This window comes from Halorubrum tibetense, assembly GCF_055396225.1.
In genome coordinates this window covers 1,246,417-1,263,627 of sequence record NZ_AP043742.1, presented here as the reverse complement: position 1 = coordinate 1,263,627, position 17,211 = coordinate 1,246,417, and the positions used below count along the sequence as shown (strand labels likewise).

At 64.8% G+C, this 17,211-nt stretch carries 15 protein-coding genes; 13 read left to right on the top strand and 2 right to left on the bottom strand.

Annotated elements, in window-relative coordinates; genetic code table 11:
• The first annotated feature begins 11 nt into the window (after window positions 1–11).
• On the top strand, window positions 12–965 hold the full coding sequence (locus ACZ5TV_RS06385; protein WP_379780012.1) for an ABC transporter substrate-binding protein: 954 nt from the start codon (window positions 12–14) through the stop codon (window positions 963–965).
• Window positions 966–1,078: 113 nt separating this feature from the next.
• On the opposite strand, the gene ACZ5TV_RS06380 is transcribed toward ACZ5TV_RS06385, so the two are convergent.
• Both ACZ5TV_RS06380 and ACZ5TV_RS06375 read right to left on the bottom strand, forming a co-directional pair.
• Window positions 1,079–1,336, bottom strand: a complete 258-nt coding sequence (locus tag ACZ5TV_RS06380; protein ID WP_379780014.1) for a hypothetical protein — start codon at window positions 1,334–1,336, stop codon at window positions 1,079–1,081.
• Between the two features lie 479 nt (window positions 1,337–1,815).
• Complete coding sequence (locus ACZ5TV_RS06375) at window positions 1,816–2,208, bottom strand: DoxX family protein (protein ID WP_379780015.1); 393 nt, start codon at window positions 2,206–2,208, stop codon at window positions 1,816–1,818.
• An 88-nt stretch (window positions 2,209–2,296) separates the two neighbouring features.
• Between ACZ5TV_RS06375 and ACZ5TV_RS06370 the strand changes: the two genes are divergently transcribed.
• From ACZ5TV_RS06370 to polC, 12 genes are all read left to right on the top strand, one after another.
• Window positions 2,297–2,839: a GNAT family N-acetyltransferase gene (locus ACZ5TV_RS06370; protein ID WP_379780016.1), complete on the top strand. Its 543-nt coding sequence runs from the start codon at window positions 2,297–2,299 to the stop codon at window positions 2,837–2,839.
• A gap of 95 nt (window positions 2,840–2,934) precedes the next feature.
• Window positions 2,935–3,339: a CopG family transcriptional regulator gene (locus ACZ5TV_RS06365; protein ID WP_066412396.1), complete on the top strand. Its 405-nt coding sequence runs from the start codon at window positions 2,935–2,937 to the stop codon at window positions 3,337–3,339.
• A gap of 140 nt (window positions 3,340–3,479) precedes the next feature.
• A complete protein-coding gene (locus ACZ5TV_RS06360; RefSeq protein WP_379780017.1) occupies window positions 3,480–3,755 on the top strand; it encodes a hypothetical protein in 276 nt (91 codons plus the stop codon).
• A gap of 358 nt (window positions 3,756–4,113) precedes the next feature.
• Window positions 4,114–5,217, top strand: coding sequence for a pyruvate dehydrogenase (acetyl-transferring) E1 component subunit alpha (gene pdhA, locus ACZ5TV_RS06355; RefSeq protein ID WP_379780019.1), 1,104 nt, complete (start codon window positions 4,114–4,116; stop codon window positions 5,215–5,217).
• Window positions 5,217–6,203, top strand: a complete 987-nt coding sequence (locus ACZ5TV_RS06350; protein WP_379780021.1) for an alpha-ketoacid dehydrogenase subunit beta — start codon at window positions 5,217–5,219, stop codon at window positions 6,201–6,203. Before pdhA ends, ACZ5TV_RS06350 begins: the two co-directional genes overlap by 1 nt.
• A 2-nt stretch (window positions 6,204–6,205) precedes the next feature.
• The gene (locus ACZ5TV_RS06345; protein WP_464384253.1) at window positions 6,206–7,933 is read left to right on the top strand and encodes a 2-oxo acid dehydrogenase subunit E2; all 1,728 of its coding nucleotides are present in this window, start codon (window positions 6,206–6,208) and stop codon (window positions 7,931–7,933) included.
• The gene (lpdA, locus tag ACZ5TV_RS06340; protein WP_379780025.1) at window positions 7,933–9,360 is read left to right on the top strand and encodes a dihydrolipoyl dehydrogenase; all 1,428 of its coding nucleotides are present in this window, start codon (window positions 7,933–7,935) and stop codon (window positions 9,358–9,360) included. The genes ACZ5TV_RS06345 and lpdA overlap by 1 nt, the downstream gene beginning before the upstream one ends.
• A gap of 402 nt (window positions 9,361–9,762) precedes the next feature.
• Window positions 9,763–10,323, top strand: a complete 561-nt coding sequence (locus tag ACZ5TV_RS06335) for a hypothetical protein (RefSeq protein ID WP_379780027.1) — start codon at window positions 9,763–9,765, stop codon at window positions 10,321–10,323.
• A gap of 282 nt (window positions 10,324–10,605) precedes the next feature.
• A complete protein-coding gene (locus ACZ5TV_RS06330; protein ID WP_379780028.1) occupies window positions 10,606–10,941 on the top strand; it encodes a DUF5783 family protein in 336 nt (111 codons plus the stop codon).
• A gap of 57 nt (window positions 10,942–10,998) precedes the next feature.
• On the top strand, window positions 10,999–11,370 hold the full coding sequence (locus ACZ5TV_RS06325; protein ID WP_379780030.1) for a NifU family protein: 372 nt from the start codon (window positions 10,999–11,001) through the stop codon (window positions 11,368–11,370).
• A 185-nt stretch (window positions 11,371–11,555) separates the two neighbouring features.
• Complete coding sequence (locus ACZ5TV_RS06320; protein ID WP_379780032.1) at window positions 11,556–11,975, top strand: PPC domain-containing DNA-binding protein; 420 nt, start codon at window positions 11,556–11,558, stop codon at window positions 11,973–11,975.
• A gap of 16 nt (window positions 11,976–11,991) precedes the next feature.
• Complete coding sequence (gene polC / locus ACZ5TV_RS06315) at window positions 11,992–17,097, top strand: DNA polymerase II large subunit (RefSeq protein ID WP_464384252.1); 5,106 nt, start codon at window positions 11,992–11,994, stop codon at window positions 17,095–17,097.
• Window positions 17,098–17,211: the final 114 nt, after the last annotated feature.

The window sequence follows — 17,211 nt, the reverse complement described above, 5'->3', positions numbered from 1 at the left end:
AACATCCACGGATGCGCGAGATCGACTTGGTCCTCGACTGGACACCCAACACGAACCACACCGGCTTCTACGTCGCGGCGGCGGAGGGGTACTACGACGAGCGGGGGCTCGACGTTACGATCCGCTCGCCCGCGACCGACGACTACGAAACGACGCCCGCAAAGCGGGTCGCGACGGGGGACGCGACGCTCGCGATCGGTCCCTCCGAGAGCGTGATCAGCTACTCGACACACCCGGAGCACCCGTCGCTCACGGCGGTCGCAGCCGTGTGTCAGGTCGACCTGAGCGCGATCGTGACGCTCGCCGAGAGCGATGTCGACCGCCCGGCCGACCTCGACGACGGGCGGTACGCCTCCTACGACGCGCGCTTCGAGGATCACATCGTCGCCCGGATGATCGAAAACGACGGCGGCGACGGCGAGTTCGAGTCGATCACCCCGCCGAAGCTCGGGATCCCGAACACCCTCCTCGACGGTGACGCCGACGCGACGTGGGTGTTCACGCCCTGGGAGGGGCTGTTAGCCGAGCGCGCCGGGACCGAACTCGACGCGTTCGGGCTCGACGAGTACGACGTACCGTACGGGTACACGCCCGTCCTCCTCGCCCGGCCGGAGACGATCGAAGCGGACGACGACCGGCTCGCCGACTTTCTCGACGCCACCACCCGCGGGTATCGGTTCGCGGCCGAGGAGCCGGAGACCGCCGCCGACCTGCTCCGGTTGACTGCGCGCGGGATGGACGCCGACGATCCCGAGTTCCTCCGCGAGAGCCAGCGGCGCGTCTCCGAGGCGTATCTCACCGACGACGGCGCGTGGGGCGTGATGGACGAGACGCGGTGGGCCGCGTTCGTCGAGTGGCTTGCCGACGAGGGGGTTCTCACGACGCTCGACGGCGAGCCGATCCCCGCCGACGAGCTGCCGCCCGAGCAGCTGTTCACCAACGAGCACCTCCCGCGGGCGGAGTGAACTGACGGTCGACCGGTGTTCGGCGGCCGGTGTTCGGCGGCCGGTGTTCGGCGGCCGGTGTTCGGCGGCCCGTGTTCGGCGGCCGATCGATCAGATAGGTACTACGAGCGTTCTCAGCGCTTGCTGGCGACGATCAGTATCAACACCGTGTTGCCGAACGTGGCGAGTACCAGATACGCGAGCCCCCCTCCGAGATCGTCGAACCCGGATGCGGCCAACACGTTTAGCCAAGCGAGCACGAGGAGAACGACCGTCAGAACGACGGCAGCAAAGAACACGAAGCTCGTCCGGTCGAACCTGGTGTAGTCCGCGGTTCGATCCGAGGCCGGCTCCGTACCGCTCGTGTTCTTCGGCTCGTCGGGAGGGCTCATACACGGTGTCGGATCCGGTTTCACCCTATTTATATCTCGGTGCCGCCCCCTCCGCGGAGTCGATCCGTCGATGATCGCGACGCGCCTCACGCCTTCGAACCTCGTCCCCGGCCGCACAGCCGCCGGCGACGGGAACGAAGCGTTCGGCCCGTCATCGGCGCAGCGTTCGGCCCGTCATCGGCGCAGCGTTCGGCCCGTCATCGGCGCAGCGTTCGGCCCGTCATCGGCGCAGCGTCTCGCTGCGCGCGTATCCTTATAAGCGCACTCCCGTCCTCCTCGCCCCCCGCACGATCCGTCCCCGGCACGCAGGCCGCAATCGCGGGGGCTCGGTCCCTTCCCGTACGCGACTTATAAGCCTCCGGACGACCGAGCCGGCCGGATCGCGTGGCCGTCATCACTTCCGTATCCGTCCGTTCGGTTATAAATAACCCTCTCGGCACCGGCAGCGAGGGCGAGTCGTCATCCACGGCGTGCGTCGGCTATTTATACGCCTCTCGCAGGAGGACGAGCACCCCGCCGAGCATCGCGAGGTTGCCGAAAAAAGCCAGTCGCTCGCCGCTTTTGTCCTCCGGGTCGGCGTTCCAGAAGTCGTGCATCGTCGCCGTAACGACGACGAGGAACGTCGCCGCCGCGCCGGTCGCGATCCGCGGCGCGCGCCACAGGGCGATCCCGACGCCCGCGACGAGCATCATCCCCGAGGCGAACGGGGCCATCACGTCCGGCATCGGTACGCCCGCCGACTCCGCGTACTCGACCGTCTCGTCCATCTCCCGGAAGTCCTCCGAGGCCTGCGCCGCCAGCCCGACGCCGACGGCGACCCGGCCGAGCCGCGAGAGCGATCCGCCACCCGTCTCCGTGTTGTTATCTCCCATGTGTCAACATGACACTCCGGCCGGGTAAAAGCGTAGCGTGGCACGCGACCCGCGATCCATTTCACCGCGGGGCTCGTATAACGGGTCGATGGAGTCGATCACGTTTCGGGAGCCAACGGCGGCGGACGTCGCGGAGATCGAGGCGCTCGTCACCGCGCACTTCTCCGAGGGGAGCTCCTACACCGTCGATCCCGGCGTCGGCGACCCGGACTATCACGTCCGGATCGCGGAGGACGAGAGCGGTATCCTCGGCGTGATGGCGGTCGACGTGTACGACGACCCGGCCGCCGTCGCCGAGGAGATGTACTTCTTCGACGATCCCGACCTGCTGCCGGCGGCCGATCGCTACGGCCTCCTCGAGATGGGGTACGTCAGGCCCGACGCGACCGGGCGGGGGATCGGGAGCCGGTTGCTTGAGCGGGTCGAGGCGATCGGTCGCGACCACGGCGTGGACTGTCTCCTCGCGGACTCGTGGTATCACGGCGGTGACGACTCGCCGGAACGCCTCTTCGACCGCCACGGGTACGAGACGACCCACCGCGAGCCGTTCGACCGGCCGGTCGAGGAGTGTCCGAAGTGCGTCGATACGTGCGTCTGTGCGGCGGGGCTCGCGGTCAAACGCGTCGAGTAACCGGACTCGATCCGGGCCGAACGCGGTCCGTCTCCCCCCCTCGTGTGCGGTCGTCTGACAAACGCTTAAGTACCACGCGGGCCGATCGGCCGATAATGGGCAACAAGAACAAGACGATCTCGTTCCGCGTCAACGAGGACGCGTTCGAGACCCTCCGAGATATCGCCGAGGAGCGGGACATCTCGCTGTCGGCCGTGTTCCGGGACTACGTGGACACGCTCGTTGCCCACGACGGACAGGTCCGTGTCATCCCGGAGGCGGAGCTCGAAAGTATGGGCGACAGCGGCGAGTCGTTCCCGCCGAAGATCGAGGTCCCGAAGAGCTTCGTCCGCGAACACGAGCGGCTCGAGCTCGAAGCCGACCACCTCCGTGAGCAGCTCGAAGAGCACAAACGCTACGTCAACTACCTCCGCGAGCAGCTCGAAGACGAGGACGAGGACGTGATCCAACTCGAGGACCTCGACGGCGAACCCGACGAACCCTCTTTCCGACTCGGGTGACGTCGCTGTCTCGGTCGAAGACGGGCGTCGTGAACTGCTTATCCTGAGGTCTCCACTTGAAGTAACGGATAGTAGAGTTATACGCCTGAGCAGTGGGGTTCTTCGATCAAACTTTTTTATTTCCGTGCCGGTCTCGACATATGGACTACGACGTGGAGAGCGAGACGACCAGTGAGAGGAGTCCGATACGTCGCGTTGGGGGTGTCCTCCGTAGCCTTGTTAGCTATGCACTGTTCGCCCTCGGGATCCTCGCTTTCTGGTCGTTCTTCGCCCCGTTCCTCGATGTACCGGCCCTCGCATGGCACGCGGTGATCCTGCCCGAAATCGTCGCGCCGACCGAAGGGGACGCCATCGTCAACGTCACACCGCTTATCGCCGGCGTCGTGACGTGTGTCGCTGGTGTCTGGCTTCGGTAGGAACGGGACGTGTTCGGGGCCGAACTACACACGCACGTCCCGATAGAGCCGGTCTCCTCCCTCTCGAAACACTCACTCCACACACCCTGATCCACTCATTTTTCCTCCTCCCCGACGCCGCCCGCGGTTCCGATCCGACGAGAAACCTTCCTGTTTGTCCATTACTGTTCGCCGAATCGGCGATCTCGACGAAAATATTGCCGGATACCCGGCTCAAGATTCAAAAACGTTCGATTATCGCATTTGCTACTGGACAGTTACCTGAACTGGTGGCCTATTTCTGCCCATAATAAATCTTTTACGAAAGCCATATTACCCGGGCGTCGGACAGTTCGCATATGAACAGGTGGGTTCGACTGTGAGCGTGTTCGATAGAGCGTTCGACGACCCGGTTCGCGTCATCGACGAGGACGGCGAGGTCGTCGGCGACGTGCCGGATCTCGACGACGAGACGCTCGTCGACATGTACCGACAGATGCGACTCGCCCGTCACTTCGACGGCCGGGCGGTGAGCCTCCAGCGACAGGGCCGGATGGGAACGTATCCCCCACTCTCCGGCCAGGAAGGGGCACAGATCGGCTCGGCGTTCGCACTCGCCGAGGACGACTGGATCGTCCCTTCCTACCGCGAACACGGTGCGGCCGTCGTCCGCGGTGTCCCGCTGAAAAAGACGCTCCTCTACTGGATGGGTCACGAGGACGGCAACAACGTCCCCGAGGACGCGAACGTCTTCCCCGTCGCCGTCCCGATCGCCTCGCAGGTCCCCCACGCGACCGGCGCGGCGTGGGCGTCGAAACTCCAGGGCAACGACGACGTGTTCCTCTGTTACTTCGGCGACGGCGCGACGAGCGAGGGCGACTTCCACGAAGGGATGAACTTCGCGGGCGTGTTCGACACTCCGAACGTCTTCTTCTGTAACAACAACCAGTGGGCGATCTCCGTCCCCCGCGAGCGACAGACGCGCAGCGCGACGCTCGCACAGAAGGCGCAGGCGTACGGTTTCGAGGGGATCCAGGTCGACGGAATGGACCCGCTCGCGGTGTACAGCGCCACCCGCGCTGCCGTCGAGAAGGCGCGTGACCCCCCGGACGGCCGCCCGCGTCCGACCATGATCGAGGCGGTGCAGTACCGGTTCGGCGCACACACCACCGCGGACGACCCCACTGTCTACCGCGACGACGACGAGGTCGAGCAGTGGAAACGGAAGGACCCGATCCCGCGACTGGAGTCGTACCTTCGGTCGACGGGGGTCCTCGACGACGAGCGGGTCGCGGAGGTCGAAGCGAGCGTCGAGGCGCAGGTCGCCGACGCGATCGACGCGGCCGAGAGCGTCCCGCGGCCCGACCCGCGGGAGATCTTCGAACACGCCTACGAGGAGCTCCCGCCGGAGCTCGAAGCACAGTACGAGCGGTTCGCGGCGCTCCGCGAGGAACACGGTGACGAGGCCTTCTTACACGAGTAATGAGCGAAACACAGAACCTCACGTTGGTACAGGCGGTACGGGACGGGTTACACACGGAGCTGGCCCGAGACGACGACGTCGTCGTGCTCGGACAAGATGTCGGCAAGAACGGCGGCGTCTTCCGCGCCACCGAGGGATTGTACGACGAGTTCGGCGGCGACCGCGTCGTCGACACCCCGCTCGCCGAGTCCGGCATCATCGGCTGTGCGGTCGGGATGGCCGCGATGGGGATGCGCCCGGTCCCGGAGATACAGTTCTCCGGGTTCATGTACCCCGGCTACGACCAGATCGTCTCGCATATGGCGCGGTTCCGAACCCGCACGCGGAGCCGATTCACCCTGCCGATGACGCTGCGTGCACCCTACGGCGGCGGGATCCGCGCGCCCGAACACCACTCCGAGTCGAAAGAGGCGTTCTACGCCCACGAGGCTGGGCTCAAGGTCGTTATGCCGTCGACGCCGTACGACACCAAGGGGTTACTCGCCTCGGCGATACGTGACCCCGACCCGGTCGTCTTCCTCGAACCGAAGCTCGTCTATCGGGCCTTCCGCGAGGCGGTGCCCGACGAGCCGTACACGGTTCCGCTCGGCGAGGCGGCCACCCGTCGCGAGGGCGAGGACGTCGCCGTGTTCACCTACGGCGCAATGGCCCGTCGGACCGTTGAGGCCGCGGAGAACCTCGCGGAAGACGGTATCGAGTGTGAGGTCGTCGATCTCCGGACGATATCGCCGCTGGACCGTGAGGCGATCGTCGAGGCGTTCGAGCGGACCGGCCGCGCCGCCGTCGTCCACGAGGCACCCAAATCCGGCGGCCTCGCCGCGGAGATCACCTCGATCATCCAAGAGGAGGCGCTGTTGTACCAGGAGGCACCCGTCAAACGGGTCGCCGGGTTCGACGTACCGTACCCGCTGTACGCGCTGGAGGACTACTACCTCCCGAGCGTGAAACGCATCGAGGAGGGTATCAGGGAGGCTGCCGAGTTCTAACCATGCCGGTCAAAGAATTCAAACTCCCGGACGTCGGCGAGGGCGTCGCCGAGGGTGAACTGGTGACGTGGCTCGTCGAGCCGGGCGACCGCGTCGAGGAGGACCAACCCGTCGCCGAAGTGGAGACCGACAAGGCGCTCGTCGAGGTGCCGTCGCGGTACGACGGCGTCGTCGAGGAGTTGTTCGTCGCGGAGGGGGAGATGGTCCCCGTCGGCGACGTGATCATCTCGTTCCGCGTCGACGAGGACGGCGAAGCAACTGCCTCGGGAGCCGGAGACGACACGGCGGCCGCCGACGCCGCGGAAGCCGGAGACGACACGGCGGCCGCCGACGCCGCGGAAGCCGGAGACGACACGGCGGCCGCCGACGGACCGGATCCCGCCGACGACGCGGATGACATCTCGGCCGCAACCGAGGAACCACAGACGCCGTCGGGACGAACGTTCGCGCCGCCCTCCGTCCGTCGACTCGCCCGCGAGCTCGGCGTCGACATCGCGGCGGTCGACGGATCCGGTCCCGGCGGCAGGATCGACGAGGGTGACGTGCGGGCGCACGCGGAGTCAGGCGGGGCGACCGACTCCTCCTCGGGTGATGACGCCGGATCCGACGCTGATGGCCCCAAACCGGTCGACATCGGGTCGAGCGATCGAAAGTCCGCGGTCAGTAAGCGGGGCGAGAGCGACCACACCGAGGGTTCGTCGGCGTCGGGCGTGGAGCCGGCCGGCCGCGAGACGACGCTGGCGACGCCGGCGACCCGGAAAGTCGCCCGCGAGCTCGGGGTCGACATCGACGACGTTCCGACCGATGAGATGCGGGAGGGCGAGCCGTTCGTCGACGAGGCGGCCGTTCGGGTGTACGCCGAGCGCGACACGGAGGCGACCGTCGTCGAGACGGCGGGTTCGGAGCCCGCGTCGACCCCGAAGTCGGTGTCGACGTCCGACGCGTCCGTATCCGCCCCGGCGTCGGTCGCGGATACGGACGCGCCTGACGCGGTCGAGGAGACGGTGCCCTATCGTGGGGTTCGCCGAACGATCGGCAAGCAGATGGAGCGATCGAAGTTCACCGCGCCCCACGTCACCCATCACGACACCGCCGAGGTCGACGCGCTCGTCGAGGCGCGCGAGCAGCTGAAGCCGAAAGCCGAGGCAAACGGTGTGAAACTCACGTACATGCCGTTCGTGATGAAAGCGATCGTGGCGGGGCTCAAAGAGCACCCGTACCTCAACAGCGAGCTCCGCGAGGACGACGAGGAGATCGCCTTGAAACGCGAGTACAACCTCGGGATCGCGGTGGCGACGGACGCCGGCCTGATGGTTCCCGTCGTCAAACACGTCGACGAGAAGGGCCTCTTCGAGCTGGCCGAGGAGGTGAACGACCTCGCCGCTCGCGCCCGTGACCGGAAGATCAAACCCGCGGAGATGAAGGGCGGAACGTTCACGATCACCAACTTCGGCGCGATCGGCGGAGAGTACGCCACGCCGATCATCAACTACCCCGAGACCGCGATCCTCGGACTGGGAGCGATCGAGGAGCGACCCGTCGTCAGGGACCGCTCCGACGTCGACGAGGGGTTCCTCGACGACGAGGCGGGGACGACCGTCGTTCCCGCGCCGACGCTCCCGCTGTCGCTGTCGATCGACCACCGCGTCGTCGACGGTGCGGTCGCGGCCCGATTCGCGAACACCGTCATGGAACACCTTGAAAACCCACTGCTGCTGTTGAACGAATAATGGTCGTCGGAGATATCGCCACCGGAACGGAGGTACTGGTCATCGGTGCGGGCCCGGGCGGGTACGTCGCCGCCATCCGCGCCGCACAGAACGGACTCGACACGACGCTGGTCGAGAAAGACGCCTACGGCGGGGCCTGTCTCAATCGGGGGTGTATCCCCTCCAAAGCGCTCATCACGGGAAGCAGTCTCGCTCACGAGGCGGGTAACGCCGAGGAGATGGGGATCCACGCCGACCCCGCCGTCGACCTCACGCGGATGATCGAGTGGAAGAACGGGGTCGTCGACCGCCTGACCGGTGGCGTCGAGAAGCTGTGTAAGGCCAACGGCGTGAACCTCATCGAGGGGACCGCCAGCTTCGTCGACGAGCACACCGCTCGCGTTGCACACGGCGGTGACGGACAGGGCTCGGAATCGATCGAGTTCGAGCACGCGATCGTCGCGACCGGGTCGCGACCGATCCAGATCCCTGGATTCGAGTTCGACGAGGAGCACGTCTGGAGCTCCGCGGACGCGCTTGACGCCGACTCGGTTCCCGATCGCCTCGGTGTCGTCGGCGGCGGGTACATCGGGATGGAGTTAGCGACGACGTACGCCAAGCTCGGCGCCGACGTGACGGTCGTCGAGATGCTCGACGACATCCTCGACCCGTACGAGGACGACGTTAAGCGGGTGGTCCGCAAACGCGCCGAGTCGCTCGGCGTCGAGTTCCACTTCGGCGAGGGTGCGAGCGAGTGGACGGAGAGCGGCGACGGCGGGTACCTACTCCACACCGAGACGGAGTCGGGCGAGGCATCGACGTACGGCGTCGATCGGATCCTCGTCGCGGTCGGCCGACAGCCCGTCACCGACGGGCTCGATGTCGAGAACGCCGGGATCGAGACGACCGATCGCGGATTCATCGAGACGGACGACCGCGCTCGGACGTCGACGGAGCACGTGTACGCGGTCGGCGATGTCGCTGGCGACCCGATGCTCGCTCACGCCGCTTCGAAGGAGGGGATCGTCGCGGCCGAGCACGTCGCCGGCGAACCGGCGGCGCTCGATTATCAGGCGATGCCTGCGGCGGTGTTCACCGACCCCGAGATCGGGACGGTCGGCATGACCGAAGCGGAGGCCGAGGACGCGGGCTTCGAGGTCGCAGTCGGCGAGATGCCGTTCAACGCGTCGGGCCGCGCGATGACGACCGGCCACACGGACGGCTTCGTCAGGCTCGTCGCCGACGCGGAACACGGGTTCCTGCTCGGTGGCCAGATCGTCGGTCCCGAGGCGTCGGAACTGGTGGCCGAGGTCGCGCTCGCCATCGAGCTCGGCGCGACGCTGGAGGACGTCGCCGCGACGATCCACACCCATCCGACGCTCGCGGAGGCCGTGATGGAGGCGGCCGAGAACGCGCAGGGGCAGGCGATCCACACGCTGAACCGGTAGGGCGGCTCCCACGCTGTTTCCGTTTTCCGCTCGTCTCGACGTCGAGCGTGAGCGCCATGTCTATAATCTCGGAGGATGTGTTTGATGCGTGCCTTAATTTCACAATTGTTTAAACAGGTTACAACGAGAGAGGTATCTGACCCTCGATCGCTATCATTACCGACTGGTTGACCAAGTGAAAGAGCGATAGCAACAACTCCTAGACTTTGATTTTAACTGGCTTTATTATCAATTAAAAACTATATAAAATCTCAACAGGATGGGGTGGTTAGTGTGGCTCCAGTATTCAGTATCGAGCAATTAAGGGTGGAACTATCAATTTCTGAGGATTTCAACAAAGCCGCATACGTATAAAATACAGGTAGCCAGAAAGCATATTCCTAGAAAACTGAACGATAAAATATGGTGTCACGCTTGTCCCGACGATCCCTCCTTGGACTCAGCACTACGGCGTCGGTCGTATTAGCAGGTTGTTTAGGAGGAAGCGGTGGAGACAAAACCGACGACTTCAACGGTGGTGGTGAAACAGACGACTCAACGACCGAGGACGAGCAGTCCGAAAACGATGAGGATGGTTCGAACGCAACTAATTGTAGCGTTTCGGAACGACACGAGCAGGGCAGAGCCGATCCGATCGAAACGACTGTGTCGGATGATGACGAACCTTGTGGCGTTGAGGCTGCTAGAGCAGCCGTTCGCCACGTGGAAGAGCAATTGGAGACCGAGTTCGATTCAAGCTGGGGGAGCCCTGGTTATGTTAGTAGGTCAGGTGAGGCTAGAGTGAATCTGTTCGCTATTCAGAATACAGACGGTGAATACGTGACTTGTCCACCGGTTTCCTTCGACGAGGTTGTCGAGGTTACTCCTGCTGAAGTGACTGTCAGGATAGAAGTCGAGGATGAGGAGGATGAGGGGTGTACGCATGAGATTTATGTGAATCAGATTGTTGAACAAGAAGGATAAAATCACACTAAATTCGGGGTTGAGCGCCGAAAACGACTTCACCCTTATATACAGCAATTCATCGGGATTTGAGAGTTACTTACCGAACTTCAGCGCCATGGTTCGCCCCTCATTTTATATAGCGATATGTAGTTTAATCCTTACGCCGTCGATTATCATCATTCGTTCAGGATCCGGTTAGAATCGGGTGATGGCGCCGTGATCCGCCTCGGTTTCTCGGACCGGGGACGGATCGATTGACGGATCGACCGGCTTTTTCCTCGTCGGGCCGTTCCACGCGGTATGGCCGACGAGTTCGACCCCGAGAAGTTCGAGGACAAGTACGTCCACTACTTCCCGGAGCTCCAGCGGGCGTACAAGAACGCGTTCAACCAGATGAACGACCGCTACGACTCCGAGTTGATCCACGGGATCGACCAGATGGTGCTCAACGAGTCGGAACCGATGTACGAGGACGGAGAGTTCCGGGTCGAGCTGCCCGAAAACCCCCGTGAGCGGCTCCAGGGGGTCCTCGTCGACGACGAGAAGTTCGAGGCGACGCTCCAGGAGTACATCGACCGGATCGAAACGGAGCTGTACCGGACGCTCGGCGTCGAGGACCCCGCTCCCGACGCGTGAGCCGACGAAACGGGAACGAACCAAAGGCATAAGCACGGCCAACGCCAATCGAAACGCATGAGCACGGAAACGGCCGACGCGGAGAACGACCTCCGCGAGCGCGTCACGAACTTCCTGCGGCGCAACTTCCCACAGATCCAGATGCACGGCGGGAGCGCCGCGATCAGCCACCTCGACATGGAGACCGGCGAGGTCCACATCCAGCTCGGCGGTGCCTGTTCCGGCTGTGGTATCTCCCCGATGACGATCCAGGCGATCAAGTCCCGGATGGTCAAGGAGATCCCCGAGATCGAGACGGTCCACGCCGACACCGGTATGGGTGGCGGAGCGGACGGCGACCTCGGCGGCACCGGTGGCGGTATGTCTCCCTCGTTCCCGGGCGAGACGAGCGACGACGGTGACGACGAAGGGCCGCAAGCCCCGTTCTAAGCGCGGTTCAGTTTTCTCGACGGTTTCCGCCGTGTATCGGCGTTCTCGTGCCGACAGACGTGTCTCCCCGATTCGATGCGGCCGCACGTGGTAAACTATATAACGCGATATAGAAGTCGACTATCGCTGCTCGGCGAGGCCTTACCACCGGTCGGTTTTTTGCCTCGGGGCTGTCACCGCTCTCTATGCACTATCGGGAGGTCGAACCGACGGCGGAGTACGTCGCACGGTTCGAGACCGGCGCGGACTGGCGCGAGGAGATCGAGGACCTCGCCCGCGAGGCGGACGCGGAGGCCGGATGGTTCTCGGCGCTCGGCGCGGTACAGGACGCCGAGGTCTGGTTCTACGACCAAGAGGACACCGAGTATCGCTCCGTAACGTTCGACGAACCGCTGGAGGTCGCGGCCTGTGTCGGTAACGTCTCGTTGCTCGACGGCGACGTGTTCGCGCACACTCACGCGGTTCTCTCGCGGCCGAGCGGGCAGGCGCTCGCCGGCCACCTCGACGCTGCGACCGTCTGGGCGGGCGAGTGCCATTTCCGGGCGTTCGCCGATCCGTTGGAACGCGAGTACGACCCGGTGACCGACCTCGACCTGTGGCTGTGATGGACGGGGAGTGCCGATGAGGCCGGACGACGAGCGGTACTTCGCCCGGATCGAGGAGCGTCTCGACGAGGCGTTCGAGGTCGCGGAGGCCGCAAAGGCGCAGGGGAAGGATCCGGAACCGGAGATCGAGATCCCGGTCGCCCGCGACATGGCCGACCGCGTCGAGAACATCCTCGGGATCGACGGCGTGGCCGAGCGCGTTCGCGAGCTCGAAGGCGAGATGTCCCGCGAGGAGGCGGCCCTCGAGCTCGTCACGGACTTCGTCGAGGGGACCGTCGGCGAGTACGACTCCCGCGCGGGGAAAGTCGAGGGTGCCGTTCGGACCGCGGTCGCGCTGCTCACCGAGGGGGTCGTCGCCGCGCCGATCGAGGGGATCGACCGTGTCGAGCTGCTAGAAAACGACGACGGGTCGGAGTTCATCAACGTCTACTACGCCGGCCCGATCCGGTCGGCCGGTGGGACCGCACAGGCGTTATCGGTGCTCGTCGCCGACTACGCCCGGTCGCTTCTGGGGATCGACGAGTACCACGCTCGGACCGAGGAGGTCGAGCGGTACGCCGAGGAGATCGCGCTCTACGACAAGGAGACGGGCCTCCAGTACACGCCGAAGGACAAGGAGTCGAAGTTCATCGCGAAACACCTCCCGGTGATGCTCGACGGGGAAGCCACCGGCGACGAGGAGGTGTCGGGGTTCCGTGATCTCGAACGGGTCGACACCAACTCCGCGCGCGGCGGGATGTGTCTCGTCGCCGCCGAGGGGATCGCGCTGAAGGCCCCGAAGATCCAGCGGTACACCCGCGAGCTCGACGAGGTCGACTGGCCGTGGCTACAGGACCTCATCGACGGGACGATCGGGGCGGACGCGGACGTCGAGAACGACGCAGCAGACGCCGAGAACGCCTCAGCTGACGCGGACGCCGAGAGCGATACCGTCGATGCCGACGATGGGGGCGTTCCTTCCGACGTAGACGGCGGAGACGGCTCCGAGCCTGACGGCCCGCCGCGGCCCGAACCTTCACAGAAGTTCCTCCGCGACTTGATCGCGGGCCGGCCGGTGTTCACCCACCCCTCCGAGCCCGGCGGGTTCCGGCTCCGCTACGGGCGGGCACGCAACCACGGCTTCGCGACCGGCGGGGTCCACCCGGCGACGATGCATATCGTGGACGACTTCCTCGCCGCGGGAACGCAGATCAAGACGGAGCGGCCGGGGAAAGCCCACGGTGTCGTACCGGTGGACTCGATCGACGGCCCCACCGTGAAGCTCGCGAACGGCGAGGTCCGCCGGATCGACGACCCCGAGGAGGCCCGCGAGATACGCAACGGCGTCGAGGAGATCCTCGACCTGGGCGAGTACCTCGTCAACTACGGCGAGTTCGTCGAGAACAACCACCCGCTCGCGCCCGCGTCGTACGTCTCCGAGTGGTGGATACAGGAGCTCGACGCTGCCGGGGCGGACGTGCAGGCGCTCTCGGACGACCCCCACGTGGACCTCGAACATCCGGACCCGGAAACCGCGCTGTCGTGGGCGACGACGTACGACTGCCCGCTCCACCCGGAGTACACCTACCTCTGGCACGACGTGAGCGTCGCCGCGTTCGAGGCGCTCGCGGACGCGGTCGCCGACGGCGAGGTCGTGGACGGCGTCCTCGCGATCGAACACACTGAGACGACGGCGGCCGCGCTGGAGGCGCTGCTCGTCGAACACGCCGCGACCCCGGACGCGCTCCGGATCCCGACGTGGCGGCCGCTCGCACGGTCGCTCGGCGTCGACGACGGGCTCAGAAAGGGGTGGAACGAGCTGTCCGCCGCCGCCCGCGAGTGGGACGGCGGCGAGAACGCGATGCGGGCGGTCAACGAGGTCGCGCCGTTCGAGGTCCGCGAACGCGCGCCGGTCCGGATCGGCAACCGGATGGGTCGCCCGGAGAAGTCCGAGAGTCGCGACCTCTCGCCGGCGGTCCACACCCTGTTCCCGATCAACGAGGCCGGCGGGCCGCAGCGCGACGTCTCCGAGGCGGCCGGTCTGATGGACGACCGCGGTCGACGAGGCCACCTCGAGATCGAGGTCGCCAACCGGCTCTGTCCGAGCTGCGGGACCCACACGTACCGGTCGGCGTGTCCCGACTGTGGGACGCACACCGAACCCCACTACGAGTGTGGCGACTGTGGAACGGTGTGTGAGCCCGACGAGGCGGGCCGCGTCGAGTGTCCCCGATGCGAGTGGGAGGTGACGGCGGCGACCTACCAAGAGGTCGATGTCAACGAGGCGTATCGGTCGGCGCTGGAGACGGTCGGCGAGCGCGAGTCCGCCTTCGAGATCTGCAAGGGGGTACAGGGGCTCACCTCGACGAACAAGACGCCGGAGGCGATAGAGAAGGGGATCTTGCGCGCGAAAAACGGCGTCACCTCGTTCAAGGACGGAACGGTCCGATACGACATGACGGACCTCCCGGTCACCGCGGTCCGGCCCGAGGAGCTCGACGTCACCGCCGACCACTTCCGCGAGCTCGGCTACGAGACCGATATCGACGGCGACCCGCTCCGCCACGACGACCAGCTGATCGAGTTGAAGGTCCAGGATATCGTCCTCTCGGACGGTGCGGCCGAACATATGCTGCGGACCGCGGACTTCGTCGACGACCTACTGGCGCAGTTCTACGACCTCCCGCGTTTTTACGAGGTAAACGAGCGCGACGACCTCGTCGGCGAGCTCGTCTTCGGGATGGCTCCCCACACGAGCGCCGCAACTGTCGGGAGAGTAGTCGGATTCACGTCGGCCGCGGTGGGATACGCGCATCCATACTTTCACGCCGCCAAGAGGCGAAACTGCTTCCATCCGGAGACGAAGATCTGGTTCGAAGACGAGACGGGCAGCTTACGACACGACGAAATCGACGACTTCGTCGAGGCGTACCTCGATCGATCCGAAGTCGAGTTCGACGACTTCGGGACCGCAGTTGGCGAGCTGGAAGGGGTCGACGGCGACCTGCAGGTGCCTGCGTTAACCGCCGAGGGAGACCGGGTGTCTCGCCCGGTAGAGGCGGTTAGTAGACACGAAGCCCCGGACCACATGATGCGGATCCGTACGACATCTGGACGCTCGATAACTGTCACTCCGGATCACGGGATCCATGTATACGACGGGGAACGCGACGAGATCGTCGGCACGGAAGCGCGAGACCTCGACACGACGGACGAACTGGTCGTTCCCGATTCGATCGGGAGCGACGAGGCCGATCCGAACCCACAGCGGTTCGATCTGCTCGCCGAGTTCATCAGATCCGACGCGATCCCGACCGACCGTCTCATGATCAAGGGGCTGGATAAGGATCGGCTGTACGGACTCTTCGAGGACGTGTTTGCCGACGACTGGGACGGAAAGTTCTACCCGCTCCAGAGTATGACGGAGGTGTTCGGTACGAACAAGAAAACGCTGAGCAACTACCTGTATCGGCAAAGCTTCCCCGCCTCGTATCTCCAGCGATGTTTCTCCTCGATCGACGATCTCCTCGGGTTCGTTCCCGAAGACGTAACCCTCGGGATGAAACGCGATCGCACCGAGATCGATCGGATCGTCGATCTCAACGGGCGCGTCGCGACCCTGCTCGGCTACTACGCAGCCGAGGGATTCGCCCGCGAACAGGAGACTCCGAAGGGAACGATCCACCAGACAACGGTGTGTGGTACCGAGGCGGAAGCGCGGGAGTTCTTCCTCGACGTTCTTCGCGACGAGTTCGGTGTCGACCCGTACGAGGAGAACCACGCGAAGATCACCACTTCCGGGCGTCTGTTGCGTGCGTTCTTCGATTCGGTCCTCGATGCCGGCGCGCATGCGCACACGAAACGCGTCCCTGACCCGATGTTCGACGCATCGGAAGACATCGTCGGGGCGTACCTGAGCGGGTACTTCAGCGGTGACGGCGTCGTTGACAGGAGATCGCTCCGAATCACGGCCACGACTGTGAGCGAGGAACTCCGAGAGGACCTCCTCGCCCTACTCCGACGCCTCGGTATTCACGCCACGGTCGACCGTCCCGAACGGGTCCGGCTCCACGAGAAGTTCCCCGATTTCTACGACGAGAGTGACATGCGGCTGAACGCACAGACGTACGTTATCGCCGTCTCCTCGCAGGAAGCCGTTCGATTCGCTGAAGCCGCCGGTTTTCACCTCTCTCGCAAAGCAGATCTGCTCGCAGAGAACGTCTCGTCTGTTGAACCGTACGTCCCACGCGTATCCGACGGGGGATCCGGGGAGTACCTCGTCGAAGCCGTTGACGAGATCGAGATCGTTGAGAGTGACTTCGAGCACGTCTACTGTCTCACCGTCGAGGACACGCACTCGCTCGTCGCAAACGATTTATCAGTCGATCAGTGTGACGGAGACGAGGATTGCGTGATGCTTCTCATGGACGGACTTCTCAATTTCTCGAAAGAATTTCTCCCGAACCAGCGTGGCGGGCGCATGGATGCACCCTTAGTGATGTCCTCGCGGATCGATCCGTCGGAGATCGACGACGAGGCACACAACATGGACATCGTGCGGCAGTACCCGCTCGAGTTCTACGAGGCGACTCAGGAGATGGCCGACCCGGAGACGGTCGAGGACCTCATTCAACTCGGCGAGGACACGCTCGGAACCGACGACGAGTACCGCGGCTTCGATCACACCCACGACACGACGGACATCGCGATGGGGCCGGATCTGTCGGCGTACAAGACGCTCGGCGACATGATGGAGAAGATGAACGCCCAGTTGGAGCTGGCGCGGAAGACCCGCGCGGTCGACGAGACGGACGTGGCCGAGCGGGTCATCGAGTACCACTTCCTGCCGGACATCATCGGGAACCTCCGGGCCTTTTCGAGACAGGAGACGCGGTGTCTCGACTGCGGCGAGAAGTACCGGCGGGTGCCGTTGACGGGCGACTGCCGCGAGTGCGGCGGGCGAGTGAACCTCACGGTCCACGAGGGCTCCGTGAGCAAGTACGTCGACACCGCCATCGCGGTCGCCGAGAAGTTCGACTGTCGGCCCTACACCAAACAGCGGCTGTACGTGTTAGAGGAGGCGTTGGAGTCGATTTTCGAGGACGACACCAACAAGCAGTCGGGTATCGCGGACTTCATGTAGGGGATCGGGCTCGTCGGTCGTGTTCTCCGGGCTTATAAGTGATCGACGCGGTAGGCGGCCCCGGAGACTCGGCTGATCATGTATAACCAGGTGGATCGACGAGCTGTCGGCCGA